The organism is Rhodococcus sp. USK10, assembly GCF_019378875.1.
Lineage (GTDB): Bacteria > Actinomycetota > Actinomycetes > Mycobacteriales > Mycobacteriaceae > Rhodococcus_F > Rhodococcus_F pseudokoreensis.
In genome coordinates this window covers 1,395,167-1,414,214 of the sequence record NZ_CP076048.1, presented here as the reverse complement: position 1 = coordinate 1,414,214, position 19,048 = coordinate 1,395,167, and the positions used below count along the sequence as shown (strand labels likewise).

Annotated in this window: 19 protein-coding genes and 2 tRNA genes; 13 read left to right on the top strand and 8 right to left on the bottom strand. The window is 67.7% G+C overall.

Going from position 1 to position 19,048, the window contains the following annotated elements; genetic code table 11:
* Nucleotides 1-27 precede the first annotated feature (27 nt).
* Nucleotides 28-1,623 (bottom strand): glycoside hydrolase family 13 protein, encoded by a 1,596-nt coding sequence (locus I1A62_RS13510; protein WP_219458884.1) that lies wholly within the window; start codon nt 1,621-1,623, stop codon nt 28-30.
* A 67-nt stretch (nt 1,624-1,690) separates the two neighbouring features.
* Nucleotides 1,691-2,086: a globin gene (locus I1A62_RS13505; protein ID WP_043824253.1), complete on the bottom strand. Its 396-nt coding sequence runs from the start codon at nt 2,084-2,086 to the stop codon at nt 1,691-1,693.
* Between the two features lie 140 nt (nt 2,087-2,226).
* On the opposite strand from I1A62_RS13505, the gene I1A62_RS13500 reads away from it, so the two are divergent.
* The 3 genes from I1A62_RS13500 to I1A62_RS13490 all read left to right on the top strand — a co-directional run bounded on the left by I1A62_RS13500 (nt 2,227) and on the right by I1A62_RS13490 (nt 3,697).
* On the top strand, nt 2,227-2,898 hold the full coding sequence (locus I1A62_RS13500) for an HNH endonuclease (RefSeq protein ID WP_192581730.1): 672 nt from the start codon (nt 2,227-2,229) through the stop codon (nt 2,896-2,898).
* Nucleotides 2,899-2,973: 75 nt separating this feature from the next.
* Nucleotides 2,974-3,234, top strand: coding sequence for a hypothetical protein (locus tag I1A62_RS13495; protein ID WP_012688329.1), 261 nt, complete (start codon nt 2,974-2,976; stop codon nt 3,232-3,234).
* Nucleotides 3,221-3,697: a DUF5130 domain-containing protein gene (locus tag I1A62_RS13490; RefSeq protein WP_219458883.1), complete on the top strand. Its 477-nt coding sequence runs from the start codon at nt 3,221-3,223 to the stop codon at nt 3,695-3,697. The genes I1A62_RS13495 and I1A62_RS13490 overlap by 14 nt, the downstream gene beginning before the upstream one ends.
* A 72-nt stretch (nt 3,698-3,769) precedes the next feature.
* Here I1A62_RS13490 and I1A62_RS13485 read toward each other — a convergent pair whose 3' ends face one another.
* Nucleotides 3,770-4,165 carry an SRPBCC family protein gene (locus I1A62_RS13485; protein ID WP_219458882.1) on the bottom strand — a complete coding sequence of 132 codons (396 nt, stop codon included), beginning with the start codon at nt 4,163-4,165 and terminating at the stop codon, nt 3,770-3,772.
* Nucleotides 4,166-4,271: 106 nt separating this feature from the next.
* On the opposite strand from I1A62_RS13485, the gene I1A62_RS13480 reads away from it, so the two are divergent.
* Nucleotides 4,272-4,937: an AraC family transcriptional regulator gene (locus I1A62_RS13480; protein WP_257890945.1), complete on the top strand. Its 666-nt coding sequence runs from the start codon at nt 4,272-4,274 to the stop codon at nt 4,935-4,937.
* Between the two features lie 37 nt (nt 4,938-4,974).
* On the top strand, nt 4,975-6,201 hold the full coding sequence (dinB, locus tag I1A62_RS13475; RefSeq protein WP_219458881.1) for a DNA polymerase IV: 1,227 nt from the start codon (nt 4,975-4,977) through the stop codon (nt 6,199-6,201).
* A 21-nt stretch (nt 6,202-6,222) separates the two neighbouring features.
* Here dinB and pepN read toward each other — a convergent pair whose 3' ends face one another.
* Nucleotides 6,223-8,802: an aminopeptidase N gene (gene pepN / locus I1A62_RS13470; RefSeq protein ID WP_219458880.1), complete on the bottom strand. Its 2,580-nt coding sequence runs from the start codon at nt 8,800-8,802 to the stop codon at nt 6,223-6,225.
* 72 nt (nt 8,803-8,874) lie between these two features.
* Nucleotides 8,875-10,110, bottom strand: coding sequence for an NAD(P)/FAD-dependent oxidoreductase (locus I1A62_RS13465; protein ID WP_124390110.1), 1,236 nt, complete (start codon nt 10,108-10,110; stop codon nt 8,875-8,877).
* Between the two features lie 100 nt (nt 10,111-10,210).
* Here I1A62_RS13465 and I1A62_RS13460 point away from each other — a divergent pair, with 100 nt between their 5' ends.
* Nucleotides 10,211-10,867, top strand: coding sequence for a DsbA family protein (locus I1A62_RS13460; RefSeq protein WP_374710772.1), 657 nt, complete (start codon nt 10,211-10,213; stop codon nt 10,865-10,867).
* 12 nt (nt 10,868-10,879) lie between these two features.
* On the opposite strand, the gene I1A62_RS13455 is transcribed toward I1A62_RS13460, so the two are convergent.
* Nucleotides 10,880-11,854, bottom strand: coding sequence for a M48 family metallopeptidase (locus I1A62_RS13455; RefSeq protein ID WP_225928587.1), 975 nt, complete (start codon nt 11,852-11,854; stop codon nt 10,880-10,882).
* 67 nt (nt 11,855-11,921) lie between these two features.
* Between I1A62_RS13455 and I1A62_RS13450 the strand changes: the two genes are divergently transcribed.
* A complete protein-coding gene (locus I1A62_RS13450) occupies nt 11,922-12,395 on the top strand; it encodes a ribose-5-phosphate isomerase (protein WP_219458879.1) in 474 nt (157 codons plus the stop codon).
* A gap of 6 nt (nt 12,396-12,401) precedes the next feature.
* A complete protein-coding gene (locus I1A62_RS13445) occupies nt 12,402-13,199 on the top strand; it encodes an Fpg/Nei family DNA glycosylase (protein WP_219458878.1) in 798 nt (265 codons plus the stop codon).
* 8 nt (nt 13,200-13,207) lie between these two features.
* Here I1A62_RS13445 and I1A62_RS13440 read toward each other — a convergent pair whose 3' ends face one another.
* Both I1A62_RS13440 and I1A62_RS13435 read right to left on the bottom strand, forming a co-directional pair.
* Entirely contained in the window at nt 13,208-14,041 is an 834-nt protein-coding gene (locus I1A62_RS13440; RefSeq protein WP_124390113.1) for a DUF1542 domain-containing protein, read from the bottom strand.
* 244 nt (nt 14,042-14,285) lie between these two features.
* Nucleotides 14,286-14,359: transfer RNA gene (locus I1A62_RS13435), tRNA-Gly, on the bottom strand.
* A 139-nt stretch (nt 14,360-14,498) separates the two neighbouring features.
* Here I1A62_RS13435 and I1A62_RS13430 point away from each other — a divergent pair.
* The 5 genes from I1A62_RS13430 to clpX all read left to right on the top strand — a co-directional run bounded on the left by I1A62_RS13430 (nt 14,499) and on the right by clpX (nt 19,035).
* A tRNA-Pro gene (locus I1A62_RS13430) sits at nt 14,499-14,575 on the top strand.
* Between the two features lie 62 nt (nt 14,576-14,637).
* Nucleotides 14,638-16,032 (top strand): trigger factor, encoded by a 1,395-nt coding sequence (gene tig / locus I1A62_RS13425; RefSeq protein WP_124390114.1) that lies wholly within the window; start codon nt 14,638-14,640, stop codon nt 16,030-16,032.
* A 184-nt stretch (nt 16,033-16,216) separates the two neighbouring features.
* Nucleotides 16,217-16,804, top strand: coding sequence for an ATP-dependent Clp protease proteolytic subunit (locus I1A62_RS13420; protein ID WP_011594411.1), 588 nt, complete (start codon nt 16,217-16,219; stop codon nt 16,802-16,804).
* A gap of 48 nt (nt 16,805-16,852) precedes the next feature.
* Entirely contained in the window at nt 16,853-17,515 is a 663-nt protein-coding gene (locus I1A62_RS13415) for an ATP-dependent Clp protease proteolytic subunit (RefSeq protein ID WP_124390115.1), read from the top strand.
* A gap of 239 nt (nt 17,516-17,754) precedes the next feature.
* On the top strand, nt 17,755-19,035 hold the full coding sequence (gene clpX / locus I1A62_RS13410; RefSeq protein ID WP_005248181.1) for an ATP-dependent Clp protease ATP-binding subunit ClpX: 1,281 nt from the start codon (nt 17,755-17,757) through the stop codon (nt 19,033-19,035).
* Nucleotides 19,036-19,048: the final 13 nt, after the last annotated feature.

The following is a 19,048-nucleotide window of genomic DNA, read 5'->3' as shown; positions in this document are numbered from 1 at the left end:
CGCACACCGCAACCGGGGGAGTCCGGGTCAGATGAGCCACGCCGCCGCGTTCGGCGGAAGCTGTCCCTCGACGAGCGGCGCGCTGCTGAGCAGCACCTCGCCGGGCGGCAGCGAGATCGGCGCCTCGGTGGCGTTCAGCGCGCAGATCAGACCACCGCGCCTGCGGAAGGCGAAGCAGCCCTCGGGACTTCCGTACCAGTCGACTCCGGGACCGGAGAACTCCGGGCGGAACGAGCGTAGTTCGAGTGCCGCCCGGTACAGCGAGAGCGTCGACGTGACGTCCTCGAGTTGCGCCTCGACGGTCAGGCCGGCCCACTCGGCAGGCATCGGCAGCCAGGGTTCGCCCGTGCTGAACCCGAACGGCGGTTCGGTGCCCTCCCAGGGGACGGGCACCCGGCATCCGTCGCGGCCGCGTTCGGTGTGATCGGACCGCTCCCACACCGGGTCCTGCAACGCCGAATCGGGCAGGTCGACGTTGGGCAGGCCGAGTTCGGCGCCGTTGTACAGGAACGCCGCACCCGGCAGCGCCAGTTCGACGAGGATCATGGCCCGGGCGCGTGCGGTGCCGATCTCGCCGCCGCCGTACCGGGTGACCTCCCGTTCGACGTCGTGGTTCGACAGGGTCCAGGTGGGGGTTCCGCCGACCTGGTCGACGGCGGTCAGGGAGTTCTCGATCGCCTCCCGGACCGTCTCCGCCGAGAACTCGGCCTCCGCCAGCCGGAAGTTGAACCCGAGGTGCAGTTCGTCGGGCCGGATGTACTCGCCGAAGCGTTCGTTGTCGCGGACCCAGATCTCCCCGACGGCCACCGTGCCCGGGTACTCGTCGAGGACCTTGCGGATGCCGCGGTGGATGTCGTGGACGGCGGGGTTGTCGAACCGCGGGTCGTCGTCCGAGTTGTGCAGCAGTTCGTTGGCGGACCAGTCGTGATCCGGCAGACCTTCGGGCTTCGCCATGCCGTGCGCGACGTCGATGCGGAATCCGTCGACGCCCCGGTCGAGCCAGAACCGCAGCGTCTTCGTGAGATCCTCGACGACCTCCGGGTTGTCCCAGTTCAGGTCGGGCTGCTCCGCCGCGAAGATGTGCAGGTACCACTGGCCGGGCGTGCCGTCGGCCTCGGTGATCCGGGTCCACGCCGGACCGCCGAAGATGCTCGGCCAGTTGTTCGGCGGCTCCGCGCCGTTCTCGCCGCGGCCGTCGCGGAAGATGTACCGGTCCCGTTCCGGACTGCCCGGTGGCGATGCCACGGCGGCTCGGAACCACTCGTGCTCGACGCTGGTGTGGTTGGGCACCAGGTCCATCGTGACCTTGATCTGGCGGGCGTGCGCAGCCTCGATCAGCTCGTCCATGACCTCCAGATCGCCGAACAACGGGTCGATGTCGCGGGGATCGGACACGTCGTAGCCGTGATCGGCCATCGGGGAACGCATGACCGGGCTCAGCCAGAGGGCGTCGACACCGAGCAGTTCGAGGTAGCCGAGTTTGTCGCGCACTCCCTGGAGATCGCCGATGCCGTCACCGTTCGCGTCGGCGAACGAGCGGGGATAGATCTGGTAGAAGACCGCGTCGGACCACCAGGGTGCCGGCTGTGTGTCGTCGGCGGACGTTTCGGCGGGAGTGCTCACAATCGCCCATCGTGCCAAACGATCGTCCCCGCCACGACTCGACAGGCGCAATCGGCTTGCGGCGGTTTCAGAAGGCGGAGTTCACCATCGACGCCGCGGCCATGTCCATGTACTCCCTCAGAGCCTTGCGATGCGCGTCGTCGAGCGTCCCGGAGTCGATCGACGCGATCGCCGTGTGCATGCACCGCAGCCAGGCGTCGCGTTCGATCGGGCCGATCTTGAACGGGTGGTGACGCATCCGCAGTCGCGGGTGGCCGCGCTCGTCCGAATAGGTGTGCGGTCCGCCCCAGTACTGCTCGAGGAACATCCGCATCCGGCGTTCGGCCGGACCCAGATCTTCCTCGGGATAGAGGGGCCGGACGATGTCGTCCTTGGCGACTTCCTCGTAGAAGCGCGCGGTGAGCTTGCGGAACGTCTCCGCTCCGCCCACCGCCTCATAGAAGGTCTGCTGCACGTCAGTCATGGCGCCTTCCATTGTGCACGTGCGGGCGGGAACGGTCTTCGTCACCGTCTGTTCACCGAATGTCCTGCATTTTTGTCGGAAATGGGCGTGCGCAGGCAGGCAATTCATGGTGCACTTGGTGGCAATCTCCCGGAGGTCGCATGAAGAATCGACACAGCGCCCGCGCGCACCGACAACTCGTGCCCACTGATGCCCGGAGTGCCGGGGTTTCAGGGGCGTTTGCTTTACAAGTGATCACCGAAGGCTCCGCGCGCAGCGCCGAGCCTTCTTTCCCGGGCGAGAATGCGGTTCCGCTCTGGATCAAGCGCCGGGTGCTTCTCCTCAACGTCACCTACGAGCCGCTCACCGCCCTTCCTGCCCGCCGTGCCGTGGTGTTGATGACCTGCGGTAAGGCCGACACCGTCCACGAGGATCCGCAGGCCCCGGTCGTCCACTCCGAGCAGTGGTCCGTTCAGGTGCCGTCCGTGATCCGCCTCCGGAATTACGTCCGCGTCCCGTATCGCGCGCGCGTTCCGATGACCCGCGCGGCCCTCATGCACCGCGACCGGTTCCGCTGCGGGTACTGCGGGTCCAAGGCCGAAACGGTCGATCACGTGGTTCCCCGCAGTCGTGGCGGCGAGCATTCGTGGGAGAACTGTGTGGCCTGCTGCGCGCCCTGCAACCATCGCAAGGCGGACAAGTTGCTGAGCGAACTCGGCTGGACGCTCCGGGCCTCACTGGTGCCGCCGTCGGGCCCGCATTGGCGACTGCTGGCATCGACGAAGGACCTGCACCCGTCGTGGATGCCCTACCTCGGTGAAGGCGCCGCCTGAGCGTTCCGCGCGACCGCTTCGCGAAGTTCGGCCCTGACGCTTCCCTTCGCACGGTTCTGGGCTACCGTTTGCGTTGTGAGCATTCTCGAGACAGTGCTGATATTCGTAGGAATTCCGGCGTTGATCACCGCCTTCTTCGCGGCGATGTCGTTCGTCGGCAAGAAGACGCCGGGCCCCGTGCCGCCCGCGTTCCACCTCGGCGAGGAATGGACGCATGCGCCGGTGCTGTGGAGCGCCGTCGACGAGGTGACCACGCACGGTCATCACGGCGGGCACCACGGCGCGCACGCCGGTTCGGAAGACCTGATTGGAGGCTCGGCAAGTGGCAAGTGGTGACCTGATCCCCGCGACCGTATCCGCGGACAATCTGCCCGTCGGCAGCGTCGTGACCGCCAGCGGTCGCATCTCGGGCGTGCACCGCGTCGGTGAGCCCTTCACCGACGACCTGCCGTTCACGACGGACGAACTCGTCCGCCTCGACGATGCCCTCACCGAAGGGACCCGCAAGACGAAGGTGCGCTTCAACGCGTACGTCGGCGACCTCGGCGAGAACACTGCGGCCGGCGCCGATGCGCTCTTCCCGACGACTCCCGAGGCGGAACGGTCCGTCCTCATCGCGGTCTCGCCCAACCAGCGGACGGTCGAGATCCGCAGCGGCCGGGCCGTGGCCAAACGGGTCACCGACCGGGTCGCCCAACTCGGGGCGACGGCGGCGGTGTCGTCGTTCGGCGACGGAGACCTCATCGACGGTCTCGTCAGTGCCATCCGCGTGATGAGCGCGGCGATCGCCTCGCCGTAGATCCGCACAGATCGGCGTCCGCACGGCCCGTCACCGTTCAGTCCTCCTGAACCGTGACGGGCCGTCGGTGTCTCAACGGGTGTCGAGGGTCCGCCGCACGGCCTCGATGCCGAGTCGCATCATCTGCGCGGTCCTCTCGGCGAGAGTGTCGGGAAGAACGTCCGCGATCCAGACGAAATCGGTTGCGCCGTGACCGTCGTCGCTCACCTGGGCGGACGCATGGTGATGCAGGTAGGGGCCGTCGACGATCGACCAGGCCAGCCTGTGTGCGTGTTCGTCGCACGAGTCGAGACGCTCCCGGACGACAGATCCGTCGCAGAACGTGACGACCCGATCACCCCGGTCGAGCACCGTGTCGGTGACGAACCCGGAGGCGAGCCGCGTGTGCAACGCGCCCCAGGCGCGCAGAGCGTCCCCCGCGGCAGCCGGTGGGACGTCGATGTGGGTGGACTCGAGAATGTATGCCATGACCCCAGCGTGCCGCGGGGAATCCCGCGAAGATTGAAGATTCTTGCAGGGCCACCGGCGCGCTCCGGACGTGTCGGTCCCCGCGGGTAGCGTCCCCGTCGTGCCGATGAGCGAGGTCGCACTGCTGCCGGGCGCGAGCGTCTGGACGGTGGACTGCTGCGCCGTGCAGCCGGGGTGGTTCGCGCACCCCGCCGGGGGAGACCGGTGCACGTCGATCGGCGTCCGGCCCGAGTTGTGGCGTTCCATCGCCGGTGAGCACTGGATACTCGGCCTGCCCGATGTGTACGTCGACGCCTCCGTCGATCTCCTGCACCGACGCCTGCTCCGGGCCGGTCGCACCGGCGACATCCAGTTCGGCCTCGCCGAAGAGGTCGTCCGGCTGGTCGCGGTCGCCGCGCACGCCGCGTCTCGGGAACGGTCGAGTGCGCATCGGCGCGACGGCCTTCCGGATCACACGCTGGCCGCCGCCGCCCGCGCGGCGATCCTCGACGACGAGCCCGGCTCCCACAGACTGATTCCCCTCGCCCAACGGCTCGGTGTGTCGCCGTTCGCTCTGAGTCGTGCCTTCAGCGCGGTCGTGGGGGTCTCGCTCACGCGGTACCGCAACCGGGTCCGGGTAGGTCGGGCGCTCGTGCGGATCGAGGACTGCCACCGGGACCTCGCCGGCCTCGCCGCCGATCTGGGGTTCTCGGATCAGGCCCACATGACCAGGACGATCCGCACGCACGTCGGCAGGACACCCACCGCACTGCGCATGCTGCTGTCGGACTGAACCGTCCTCGACTTCTGTCGGTGGTCGATGCGAACATATGTTCGTGTCCGATTCGCCGCGCCCGCGCATCTCGAGTGGCGCCGAGGCGACCATCCTGCACGCCGACCTCGACGCGTTCTACGCCTCGGTGGAGCAACGGGACGACCCCGCGCTGCGGGGGCGTCCGGTGATCGTCGGAGGCGGGGTCGTGCTGGCCGCGAGCTACGAGGCGAAGGCGTACGGGGTGCGGACGGCCAGTAGTGGTGCCCAGGCGCTGCGGCTGTGCCCGCACGCCGTCGTGGTGCGCCCGCGGATGTCGGCGTACGCGGCCGCGAGCAAGGCGGTGTTCGAGGTCTTCGGGCACACGACACCGCTGGTCGAGGGTCTGTCGATCGACGAGGCGTTCCTCGACGTGGCGGGTCTGCGCAAGATCGCGGGCGCACCGGTCGACATCGCGGCACGATTGCGCCGCGACGTGCGCGAGCAGGTGGGTCTGCCGATCACCGTCGGCGTCGCGAGAACGAAGTTCCTCGCCAAGGTCGCCAGCGCGGTGGGCAAGCCCGACGGACTGCTGCACGTGCCGCCGGACGGGGAGATCGAATTCCTCCACCCGCTGCCGGTCGAACGGCTGTGGGGAGTCGGTGCGGTGACGTCGCGCAAGCTCCGCGACGCCGGGATCGGCACCGTCGGCCAGTTGGCCCACTATCCGGAAGAGCTGCTCGTGTCCATCGTCGGACCGGCGGCGGGTCATCACCTCCACGCACTCGCCTGGGCGCGCGATCCCCGTCCCGTGCAGGTGGGGCGCAGGCGGAGGTCCGTCGGCGCCCAGCACGCCCTGGGGCGCAGACCCACGTCGCGGGAGGACGTGGACGCCGCCCTGGTGACGCTGGTCGACCGGGTGGCGGGCCGGTTGCGCCGCGGCAAGCGGGTGGGACGCACGGTGGTGCTGCGGCTGCGGTTCGACGACTTCACCCGGGTCACCCGATCGCACACCCTGGCACAACCGTCGGCGCAGACGCAGACGATCCTCACCACGGCCCAGGGCCTGCTCGGCAACGCGATGCCGATGATCGAAAGCAAGGGCATCACCCTCGTCGGCGTCGCGGTGGCCAACCTCGAGGACGACTGCCCACAACAACTGGCGTTGCCGTTCGATCCGTACACGAGCAGTTCCCTCGACAGCACGCTCGACAGCCTCCGCGACCGCTTCGGCTCCTCGGCGGTCACCCGTGCGGTTCTGCTGGGCCGGGATCAGGGGGTGAGCGTGCCGATCCTGCCGGACTAGGCCGGCAGGATCGGCCACCGATCAGCTCGCGTCGAACTTCCGGGCCGCCAGCGACCGGACGATCCCGGCCCGCCCCTCGACCACCAGGCGGCGCAGCGCCGGCGGACGGTCGCCGGCCAGGAACTCGTCGGCTGCCGCCACGGACTCCTCGCTGATCGACCACGACGGGTACAGGCCCACCACCACGGTCTGGGCGACCTCGCTCGAACGCCGCTCCCACACCGCGGGAATGTCCGCGAAGTAGCGGGCCACGTACGGCTCGAGGATGTCGGACTGACCGTGACCGGCGAACGCGCCGATGATCGAGCGGGCGGTGATGTTCGGCACGGAGTCGTCGCCGACCACCCGGTTCCAGGCCTGTTCCTTCACCGCGGCCTGCGGGCGGACGGTGGCCGCGGCGGCGGCGTTGCGGGCGCCTGCCGCGGTCGGGTCGCGTTCGGCTTCGGCGTCGATGAACGGCGTCGCGATGCCGTCGGCGTCGATCTCACCGGCCCCGGCGAGGGCCGTGACGAGACGCCAGCGCAGATCCGTGTCGACGACGAGCCCCGGCAGCCCGACCGTTTCCGGTGCGGCGTCCAGCAGTTCCTGCAGGACCTCGGTGTGCCACGGCGACAGCTGCGCGCCCGCCAGCGCGTTGACGAACGCCAGCTGGTGGTCCGAACCGGCCTCGGCCTCCCGCGCCAGCTCGAGCAGGCGGTTCGCGAAGTCGGGCCAGCCGTGTTCCTTGGACCACCCGGGTTCGGCGTAGCTGTGCAGCGCGGTCTGGGCCTGCATGAGCAGTCGCTGGACCACGCCGACCTCGGTTTCGGCGCCGATGCCGCGCTGCACGAGCGCGACGAAGTCCCGCGCCTTGAGTTCGGCCTGCCGCGTCATCTCCCACGCCGCCGACCACACCAGGGTGCGGGGGAGCGGCTCCTCGATGTCGCCGATCCGCTCGATGGCGGTGGCCAGCGAGTCGGGATCGAGCCGCAGCGAGCAGTACGTGAGGTCGTCGTCGTTGACAAGGATCAGCTGACCGCGTTCGACACCGACGAGTTCGGTGACGTCGGTGCGTTCGGTGGCGTCGACGTCGAGTTCCACCCGCTTTGTGCGCACGAGCTTGCCGTCCCGGTCGTCGTACACGCCGACCGCGATGCGGTGCACCCGGTGCTCACCGGCACCCGGTGCGGCACCGGACTGCAGCACGGTGAACCGGGTGAACTTGCCGTCAGCGTCGACGTCGAATTCGGGACGCAGGATGTTGAGCCCGGTGGTCTTGAGCCACTGGGTGCCCCAGTCGGACAGGTCGCGGCCCGAGGACTTCTCGAGCGCGCCGAGGAGGTCGTCGAACGTGGCGTTGTCGAAGGCGTGGTCGCGGAAGTAGTCCCGCAGACCGGACAGGAAGGGGTCCAGTCCGACGTACGCGACGAGTTGCTTGAGGACGGACGCACCCTTCGCGTACGTGATGCCGTCGAAGTTCACCTCGACCGCGGCGAGGTCCGGGATGTCGGCGGCGATGGGGTGGGTGGACGGCAGCTGATCCTGCCGGTACGCCCAGGACTTCTCGACGTTGGCGAACGTGGTCCAGGCGTTGGTGTACTCGGTGGCCTCGCTCTGGCACAGCACGGAGGCGAACGTCGCGAAGGACTCGTTGAGCCACAGGTCGTCCCACCAGCGCATGGTGACGAGGTCGCCGAACCACATGTGCGCCATCTCGTGCAGCACGGTCTCGGCGCGCCGCTCGTACGACGCCCGAGTCACCTTGGACCGGAAGACGTAGTCCTCGAGGAACGTCACGGCACCGGCGTTCTCCATTGCGCCCGCGTTGAATTCGGGGACGAACAGCTGGTCGTACTTCCCGAACGCGTAGGGGGTGCCGAAGTTGCGGTGATAGAAGTCGAAGCCCTCCTTGGTTTCCGTGAACAGGCGCTCCGCGTCCATGTGCTCGCCGAGGGAGGCGCGGCAGTAGATCGCGAGGGGAATGTCGCCGTGCTCGTCGGAGTAGTTGTCGGTCCACTCCGCGTACGGGCCCGCGATCAGCGCGACGAGGTAGGTGCTCATCTTCGGGGTGGTGCGGAAGATGTGCCTGCCGGGTTCGGCCGCCACCGTCTCGACGGTCGCGGAGTTGGAGATCACCTTCCAGTCGGCCGGGGATGTGACGTGCACGTCGAACGTCGCCTTCAGGTCGGGCTGGTCGAAGCAGGCGAACATGCGCTTGGCGTCGGCCGTCTCGAACTGCGAGTACAGGTAGACGGCGTCGTCGGTCGGGTCCACGAAGCGGTGCAGACCTTCACCGGTGTGCGAGTACGCGCAGTCCGCCTCGACCACCAGTTCGTTGCCTTCCGCGAGCCCGGTGAGCGTGATGCCGGTGGACTCGTCGTAATCCGCGACGTCGATGGGGGAGCCGTTCAGCGTGGCCGAATGCACACGCGCAGCGACGATGTCGACGAACGTGGACGCGCCGGGGGTGGCCCGGAACGTCACAGTCGTGCGGGAGGAGAACGTCTCCACTCCGGGCTGACCTGTCCCGTCGGTGAGGTCGAGTTCGATCAGATAGTTGTCGACGGTCAGCAGTCCGGCGCGTTCGGCTGCCTGTTCGCGGGTCAGGTTCGGTGGGGCCACAGAGGTCTCCTCGTGATCGGCGGCGGTGCTCTAACTCGATGCTGCCATCCCATCACGAGTGGGCCCTGGGCGTTAACCGGACAGGTCGGTCAACGGCACCGCGGGGTCGGCCAGCCGGTCGGGATCGACCGGGGCGGTCGAGGACACCAGTTGCTTGATCTGATCGGTGGCGTCCCAGATGTTGACGTTCATGCCTGCGAGGACGTGGTTGTCCGCGTCCAGCCAGAACGCGAGGAACTCGCGTCCGGGAAGGTTGCCGCGCACCACGACCCGCTCGTATCCGTCGGACGGGGCGTAGCCCGTGTACTCCATGCCCAGGTCGAACTGGTCGGTGAAGAAGTACGGCAGCCGCGTGTATTCGGCCTCTTGGCCGAGCATCGTCGCGGCGGCGACCGCCGGCTGGTTGAGGGCGTTCGCCCAGTGCTCGACCCGGATCCGGGTGCCGAGTTGCGGATGCAGTTGCGCCGCGATGTCGCCGACCGCGACGACGTCGGGGTCGCTGGTCTGCAATCCGGCGTCGACGAGAACCCCGCCGTCGACGTCGAGCCCGGCCCGTTCGGCGATCTCGATGTTGGGCGCGGCGCCGACGGCGACGAGCACCGCGTCGGCGGGCAGGACCGTCCCGTCGCCGAGCCGCACACCGGTGGCCTTGCCGTCCTCGACGACGATCTGGTCGACAGTGGCACCGAGATGCAGCTGAACACCATGCTCGCGGTGCAGTTCCGCGAACACCGTGCCCATTTCGGGGCCGAGCGAGCCGAGGAGCGGAAGTTCGGCGGCTTCGACCACCGTCACGTCGGCGCCCTTCTCCCGGGCGGACGCTCCCACTTCGAGACCGATCCAGCCGGCGCCGATCACCACGAGGCGCCTGCCGCCACCGACCGCCTCGATCAACCGGTCCGATTCGTCGACGGTGCGCAGGTAATGGACGCCCTCGGCGTCGGAACCGGGTATCGGTGGGCGGCGTGACCGCGAACCCGTGGCCAGCGCGAGCTTGTCGTACCCGAGCGGGGAACCGTCCGGCAGCGTCACCGTGTGGGCGGCGAGGTCGAGGGCGGTCGCGGTGGTGCCGTACCGCAGGTCCACATGGTGGTCGCGGTACCAGTCGCCGTGGTGGACGGTGAAGTCGCCGAGAGCCTTCTTTCCGGCGAAGTGTTCCTTCGAGAGCGGAGGTCGCTCGTAGGGGAGGTGTTCCTCCTCTGAGAGGAGAATGATCGATCCGTCGAAATCCTTGTCACGCAATGCTTCTGCCGTTTTCGCTCCGGCGAGGCCACCGCCGACGACGACGAACGTGCGAGTGGAGGACATGTGAGGATGCTCCCTTCGGGTCGACCACTTCCGACCCTACTGCCGCCGGCGGGGTCTCCGGGAAGGATTCCCGGCAGGGAGGTGTTGACTGAACCGGATCGTGTACATCATCGAGAAGGAGCAACACGTGAGCGCTGGGACGAACACCGGTACTGCCAAGGACGTCGCCGACTTCTGGTTCGACCCGTTGTGCCCGTGGTGCTGGATCACCTCGCGATGGATTCTCGAGGCCGCCGAGGTGCGGGACCTCGAGGCGAACTTCCATGTCATGAGCCTGGCCGTCCTCAACGAGGGCCGGGATCTGCCGGACGAATACCGCGAACTCATGACCCGCGCGTGGGGACCGGTGCGGGTGCTGATCGCGGCCGCGCAGAAGCACGGCGACGAGATCCTGCTGCCGCTGTACACCGCGATGGGCACGCTCATCCACAACGAGGGCAACAAGGACGTCGACGACGTGATCGTCAAGTCGCTCGCCGAGGTCGGGCTGCCCGCCGAACTGGCCGAGGCCGCCGGATCGGACGAGTACGACGCCGCGCTGCGCGAGAGCCACGCCGCGGGCATGGACGCCGTCGGACCGGACGTCGGAACCCCGACCATCCACGTCAACGGCGTCGCCTTCTTCGGCCCCGTGCTGTCGCGGATTCCGCGCGGCGAGGATGCGGGCAAGGTGTGGGACGGCGCGGTCGCGCTCGCCGGCTACCCGCACTTCTTCGAGCTCAAGCGCACCCGCACCGAGGACCCTCAGTTCGACTGAGTCCCATCCCGGTCACCGAGTGACGGGCCCGGCCGGATCGCCCGCGTACTGCAATTGCAGCGGATCGCGGTAGATCTGGCCGGGTTTCACGAACAGGTGACCGTGCCGCGTCCGGTTCCGCAGGGCGGCGGCGCGCCAGGTGAGCACCGGATGTCCCGACAGCAGGTTCACGAACCACGGGAAGAACCCGCGTTCGGTGGTGGCCCGGTCGGCGAGTTCGTCGAATCCGACGACGCTCACCAGATACTTGCCCGCGCCGAGCACACCCATCGCCCCGCGGGCGCCCTGCGGCCGCACGCAGTAGCCGTGGTTGTCGGCGGTGTATTCCATCGACCGGAACAGGGCGGACCCGACGACGGGAATGTAATTGGCGGCGAACTGTCCCAGTTGCCGCCAGTACGAGGCGTGGCCTGCGGCGATGTGACCGACCTCGTGGCCGATGATGAAGGCGAGGGCGTCGGGCTCGCGGGCCTCGCCGCCGATCTCGAACAGATCGCTGTACACCACGACGAAGCGGCGGAATCCGTGCCCGGACGCGAACGCATTGATCCGGCCGTTCCCGAGGACGACGTACGCGTCGGGCGGCTCGGACATCCCGAACCGTGCGGCCGCTTCCGCCACCATCCGGTAGCCGTCGGGGAACTGGGTGGGCGTCATCTTGATCCCGTTCACCTGCTGCGAGCCGTACAGCTGGCCGCGGCCGACGGCGATGAGGATCGGCGCGACCAGCACGATGAGCACCCAGGTGGACACCACCCCGAGGAACAGCGCCGCGATCGCCGCCACGTAGGCGACGACGGTGAGCACGACCGCGGCCACGAGCAGCGGGATCTCCCACGAGTGCCGGGCGGGCCGGTCGTTCGGCATGAGGCCCGGCAACGGGGCCGGGGGATTCCATCCCGTCCCGCCGCCCCAGTGCTGCTGCGCGGGGGCCTGCGGATGTCCCGGATACGCCTGTCCCCAGTTCTGTCGGTTGTCGGGATACATGCTGATCACGATAAGCGTCCCGGGGCCCCGACACGATTCGCGAGGACGCCTGACAGAATCACCAGTCATGCGCGTATACCTGGGTGCCGACCATGCCGGATTCGAACGTAAGAACGAGATCATCGAACATCTGAAGGCCGCGGGCCACGAGACCGTCGACTGCGGCGCTCACGTCTACGACGCCCTCGACGACTACCCCGCCTTCTGCATCGAGACGGCCCGTCGTGTCGTCGCCGACGAGGGCAGCCTCGGCATCGTGCTGGGCGGCAGCGGCAACGGCGAGCAGATCGCGGCGAACAAGGTGAAGGGTGCACGTTGCGCCCTGGCATGGAGCGTCGAGACCGCGCAGCTGGCCCGCCAGCACAACAACGCCCAGCTGATCGGACTCGGCGGGCGTATGCACTCCCTCGAGGAGTCCCTCGCGATCGTGGACGCGTTCCTCGCCGCCGAGTGGTCGAACGAGGAGCGTCACCAGCGCCGCATCGACATCCTGTCCGAGTTCGAGAAGACCGGCGTCGCACCGCCCCTGCCCGAGGCCTGATCGTCCTTGCCCGAAGGTCACACTCTGCACCGGCTGGCCCGGCTACATCAGCGCCGGTTCGCCGGTGCGCCGGTGCGGGTGCTGAGCCCGCAGGGCAGATTCTCCGAGGACGCGGCCCTCGTCGACGGCCGCGTCCTCGTCAAGTCCGAGGCCTGGGGTAAACACCTGTGGCATCACTACGAGTCCGGACTGGTCGTGCACGTCCACCTAGGCCTGTACGGAGCGTTCACGGAAGCGGCCGTTCCCATGGAACCGCCGGTCGGGCAGGTCCGGATGCGGATGGTCGGCGCCGAATTCGGCACCGACCTGCGCGGCCCGACGGCGTGTGAGGTTCTGCATCCGCCACAGGTCGCCGCCATCGAGGCGCGACTCGGGCCGGACCCGCTGCGGAAGGACGCCGACCCCGACAAGGCGTGGAAACGCATCTCGGCGTCGAAGACTCCGATCGGGGCGCTGCTCATGGATCAGGCCGTGATCGCGGGCGTCGGCAACGTGTACCGGGCGGAGGTCCTGTTCCGGCACGGGATCGACCCGGAGCGGCCCGGCCGCGGACTGTCGCGCGACGAGTGGGACGCGCTGTGGGCCGATCTCGTCGCCCTCATGAAGGTCGGGGTGCGACGCGGCAAGATGCACGTCGTCCGCCCCGAGGACGATCACGGCGATCCGGCGTACGCGAAGGACCGCCCCCGGACGTACGTCTACCGGCGGGCGGGATCGCCGTGCCGTGTCTGCGGCACCCCGGTGGCCCACTCGGTCATGAAGAGCCGCAACCTCTTCTGGTGCCCGACCTGCCAGCCGTCCTGACGGTCGCGTCAGAAGTCGAAACCGCCACCGAAGTCGAAGCCTCCACCACCGTCTCCACCGCCGAAGTCGAATCCGCCGCCGTCGCCGCCGGCGTCCCCACCCATGTCGCCACCGGAATCGCCGCCGGCATCCCCACCGGAGTCGCCGCCGTCGCCGCCGGCATCTGCGCCTGCGTCACCGCCGCCGTCCTGCGACGCGTCGCCTGCGCCACTCTCGAAGCCCTGCGCGTCGTATCCCACCCCGTCCATCCCGGAGAACATCGCCGAGAACAGGAACATCGAACCGAGGCCCCACGCGCCCGCGACGAGGGCGGGCTTCCACCACGGCTCCGAGTACCAGCCTGCCGGAACCGGGCGTCCCGCGACGCGACCGCCCGGGTAGTAGTTCGGTGTCTTCGACGACGGGTTCGGTGACGCCGCGACCTGCCGGCCCTCGAACTCGACCTCACGGTCCTCGGTGACCGCGCCCGCGGACTTCTGCCCGTCGATCGACGGGACGTCGGGGCCGGGGTCCATACCCATGGCCGTCCGGGCCGCCCGGATGTAATAGAGGCCCTCGAGTGCCGTCTGCTTGGCGAGACGCGCCTGGACGGGCGTGGATGCCTGGTCGATCTGGGAGCCCGCCGCCGTGTACCGCTCGGACGCGTCGGCCAGCGCCTGCTGGGAGGCGGTGTCGGATCCGGTGAGGCTGTACACCTGCCCGCCGAGTCGTTCGATGGCCTGGCGAGCGTCCGCCTTGGCGTCCTCGAGCTGGTTCGCGGTCTGCCCGGCGCGGTTGTTGCGGCTCCTCACCACCAGGAAGGCGACCGCCGCCACGATCACGAGAATGAGTAGCAGTTCCACGGTGGGCCTCCGGAGTTCTCGCGGACGGTCGGCTGCGGGGGCTGCAACATCCGCGAGTAGGGGACAAATCGGACATCTCCCAGAGTACTGATCGAAATCGGGGTTACGCGCTGGGCGAACGGGGGAGGGGGCGAGGTCGAGGTTCGCTCGATCGCGTGTGACGCATGTCATAGCGAATCGGATGTGCGCGACCGCCCGTGCGCAACAAAAAAGGAGCGTTCCCTGGGGTGGGAACGCTCCTGTGTGGAGGGGATGACGGGAATCGAACCCGCGTAATCAGTTTGGAAGACTGAGGCTCTACCATTGAGCTACATCCCCGTGCATACGACAACCTGGGATCGCCATGCATGTCGTCTGCGATGAGTGACTGTACCCAACCTCGCTTTGGATTTCATAATCGGGGGGCCGTAGGATTCTTCCTCGGGTCCTCGCGAGGTTGGTGAGGGCCGGCTTCGACCGGGGTGTAGCGCAGCTTGGTAGCGCATCCGCTTTGGGAGCGGAGGGTCGCAGGTTCAAATCCTGTCACCCCGACCAGAACCACAGGGCAGGTAACTGCCGCACAGTAAAAGAGCACGACCACACGAAGGAGCCAGTCCGTGAAGAGCACCGTCGAGCAGCTCAGCCCGACGCGAGTCCGTATCAACGTTGAGGTGCCCTTCGAGGAGCTCAAGCCTGATTTCGACAAGGCCTACAAGGCCCTCGCGCAACAGATCCGTCTCCCCGGCTTCCGTCCGGGCAAGGCACCGGCCAAGTTGCTCGAAGCCCGTGTCGGTCGTGGCGCCGTCCTGGAGCAGGTCGTCAACGACGCACTCCCGTCCCGCTACTCCGAGGCCGTCACCAGCGCCTCGGTGAAGGCGATCGGTCAGCCCGAGATCGAGATCACGAAGATTGAAGACGGTGAACTCTTGGAGTTCACCGCAGAGGTCGACGTCCGTCCCGAGATCACGCTGCCCGACTACAGCGAGCTGAGCGTCACCGTCGATCCGATCGAGATCACCGACGAGGCCGTCGAGGAGCAGCTGCTGTCGCTGCGTCAGCGTTTCGGCACCCTCACCGGCGTCGAGCGTGCGGTCGAGGACGGAGACTTCATCTCCATCGACCTGTCGGCCACCGTCGACGGTGAGGCCGTTCCCGAGGCCACCGCGAGCGGTCTGTCGCACGAGGTCGGTTCGGGTCAGCTCATCGAAGGCCTCGACGAGGCTGTCGTCGGCGTCAAGGCCGGCGAGTCCAAGGAGTTCACCTCGACGCTCGTCGCCGGTGACCACGCGGGCAAGGAAGCTGTCGTCACCGTCACCGTCGGCACCGTCAAGGAGCGCGAGCTGCCCGCCGAGGACGACGAGTTCGCTCAGCTGGCAAGTGAGTTCGACACCCTCGACGAGCTGAAGGCCGACCTGCGTGAGCGCGTCGGACGCGTCCGCAAGGTCGAGCAGGCCGGTCAGATCCGCGACAAGGTCCTGGAGACCCTGCTCGAGACCGTCGAGGTCCCGCTGCCCGAGGCCGTGGTCAAGGCCGAGGTCGATGCCGCGCTGCACGACGCCGTGCACGGACTCGACCACGACGAGGAAGCGCTGAACAAGCTCCTCGAGGAGCAGGGCACGAGCCGCGAAGAGTTCGACAAGGACGCCAAGGACAGCGCCGAGCGCTCGGTGAAGACCCAGCTGCTGCTGGACGCCATCGCCGACGCCTCCGACGTCACCGTCGGCCAGGACGAGCTCACCGAGCGCATCCTGTTCCAGGCGCAGCGCTACGGCATGGCGCCGGAGCAGTTCATCCAGCAGATCCAGCAGGCCGGTCAGCTCGGCGCCGTGTTCGCGGACGTCCGTCGCGGCAAGGCTCTCGCCGGTGTCGTCGAGCAGGCGACCGTCACCGACACCTCGGGTGCCTCCGTCGACACCGCCGAACTGTTCGGCAACGGTGAGGCCGAGACCGAAGAGGCGGCGTCCACGGACGAGGTCACGTCGGATTCCGCCGAGGGCGAAGACCAGAAGTAATGCTGGTCGCGGGGTGTTTCCCTCGCGTTCGGCCGTGAGATGTTTTCCGCTTTGAGCGAAGTAGGGCGGCACCGGGACTCCGGTGCCGCCCTCCTTCGTTAGTGTCTGTGTCAGCAATCAACGATTTACGGAGAAGGCAGGTACCGTGACTTCCAATCACCTGGAGACTTTGCAGAGTCCCGCCATGACTTCAGCCACCGCTGGGTTGAACCTCAGCGACTCGGTGTACGAGCGCCTGCTGCGCGAGCGCATCATCTTCCTCGGTACCCAGGTCGACGACGACATCGCGAACAAGCTGTGCGCCCAGATCCTGCTGCTGTCGGCAGAAGATCCCAGCCGGGACATCTCCCTCTACATCAACTCGCCCGGCGGATCGGTCAGCGCCGGCATGGCGATCTTCGACACGATGCAGTTCGCCGAGTGCGACGTCGCGACGTTCGGAATGGGTCTGGCCGCGTCGATGGGCCAGTTCCTGCTCTCCGCCGGGGCCAAGGGCAAGCGGTACGCCCTCCCGCACGCGCGGATCATGATGCACCAGCCGTCCGCCGGAATCGGTGGCACCGCCAGTGACATCGCGATCATGGCCGAGCAGTTCGCGCACACCAAGCGCGAAATGGCCGAGCTGATCGCCGAGCACACCGGTCAGACGGTCGAGCAGATCACCGCCGATTCGGATCGCGACCGCTGGTTCACCGCACAGCAGGCTCTCGAATACGGTTTCGTCGACCACGTCGTCTCCCGCGCGGCGCAGGCGGGCGGGACCGGGCAGTAGCGGCCCGGCTTCCTCACTGACCGCTCCCACACATCCCTTGGAGAACTGATGACCAACCTGTTCGATCCCCGCAGCCTGGGAGGCCAGGCGCCTGCAGGCCCCCAGTCGCGTTACATCCTGCCGTCGTTCATCGAGCACTCGAGCTACGGCGTGAAGGAGTCCAACCCGTACAACAAGCTGTTCGAGGAGCGCATCATCTTCCTCGGCGTGCAGGTGGACGACGCGTCGGCCAACGACGTGATGGCTCAGCTGCTCGTTCTCGAGTCGCTGGACCCCGACCGCGACATCACCATGTACATCAACTCACCGGGTGGTTCGTTCACGTCGCTGATGGCGATCTACGACACCATGCAGTACGTGCGCGCCGACATCACGACGGTGTGCCTCGGTCAGGCGGCGTCCGCTGCCGCGGTGCTGCTCGCGGCGGGTACCCCCGGTAAGCGTCTCGCCCTGCCGAACGCTCGTGTCCTCATCCACCAGCCGGCCACCGGCGGCATCCAGGGTCAGGTCTCCGACCTCGAGATCCAGGCCGCCGAGATCGAGCGGATGCGTCGCCTGATGGAGACCACCCTCGCGAAGCACACCGGCAAGGAAGCCGACGTGATCCGCAAGGACACCGATCGCGACAAGATCCTCACGGCCGCCGAGGCCAAGGACTACGGAATCATCGACGACGTGCTCGAGTACCGCAAACTCAGCGCCCAGAAGTGATTTCCTGCCGCCCCGGCTCGGGCGACACGCCGTGACGGCGTAGTTGCCGCGAGCCGGGTGCGGGATCGGCAAGGCTGACTTTCCCGGAAGATCGGTGCGCGAATCACCGACAACCAGTCGACCTCGCTCGCGATCTGCGGGTACGGTCACATAACGGGCTTTCGTTTCGGTCGATGCGCGCACGGCGTGGGATCGGTTCGATGGTTGCACGTAGACGAAGGAAGTAGGGACCTGACGAGATGGCACGCATCGGTGACGGCGGGGATCTGCTCAAGTGCTCTTTCTGCGGTAAGAGCCAGAAGCAGGTCAAGAAGCTCATTGCTGGGCCTGGGGTGTACATCTGCGACGAGTGCATCGACCTGTGCAACGAGATCATCGAAGAGGAGCTGGCCGAGTCCAGCGAGGTGAAGCTCGACGAGCTGCCGAAGCCGGCCGAGATCCGGGACTTCCTCGAGAACTACGTGATCGGCCAGGATGCTGCCAAGCGGACTCTCGCCGTCGCGGTCTACAACCACTACAAGCGCATCCAGGCCGGCGACAAGGGCCGTGATGCTCGTGGCGAGACGGTCGAGCTGGCGAAGTCGAACATTCTCATGCTCGGCCCGACGGGCTGCGGCAAGACGTATCTGGCTCAGACGCTGGCGAAGATGCTCAACGTTCCCTTCGCGATCGCCGATGCGACGGCACTCACCGAGGCCGGCTACGTGGGTGAGGACGTCGAGAACATCCTCCTCAAACTGATCCAGGCTGCGGACTACGACGTCAAGCGCGCCGAGACCGGCATCATCTACATCGACGAGGTCGACAAGATCGCCCGCAAGAGCGAGAACCCGTCGATCACGCGGGACGTGTCCGGTGAGGGTGTGCAGCAGGCTCTGCTGAAGATCCTCGAGGGCACGCAGGCCAGCGTGCCGCCGCAGGGTGGTCGCAAGCACCCGCATCAGGAGTTCATCCAGATCGACACGACGAACGTCCTGTTCATCGTGGCGGGCGCGTTCGCAGGCCTCGAGCGGATCGTGTCCGATCGCGTCGGCAAGCGCGGCATCGGTTTCGGTGCCGAGGTGCGGTCGAAGGCGGAGATCGACACGCAGGACCACTTCGCGGAGGTCATGCCGGAAGACCTGATCAAGTTCGGGCTCATTCCCGAGTTCATCGGCCGTCTCCCCGTCGTGGCGTCGGTGACCAACCTCGACAAGGAATCGCTCGTCCAGATCCTGTCGGAGCCGAAGAACGCACTGGTCAAGCAGTACAACCGGTTGTTCGACATGGACGGCGTGGAGTTGGAGTTCACCACGGACGCGCTCGAGGCCATCGCCGATCAGGCGATCCTTCGCGGCACCGGTGCTCGTGGTCTGCGCGCGATCATGGAGGAAGTTCTGCTTCCGGTCATGTACGACATCCCGAGCCGGGACGACGTCGAGAAGGTCGTGGTCAGCGCGGAGACGGTCAACGACAACGTGCTCCCGACCATCGTCCCGCGCAAGCCGGAGCGGGGAGAACGCCGGGACAAGTCCGCCTAGGCGGGAGCGCGCT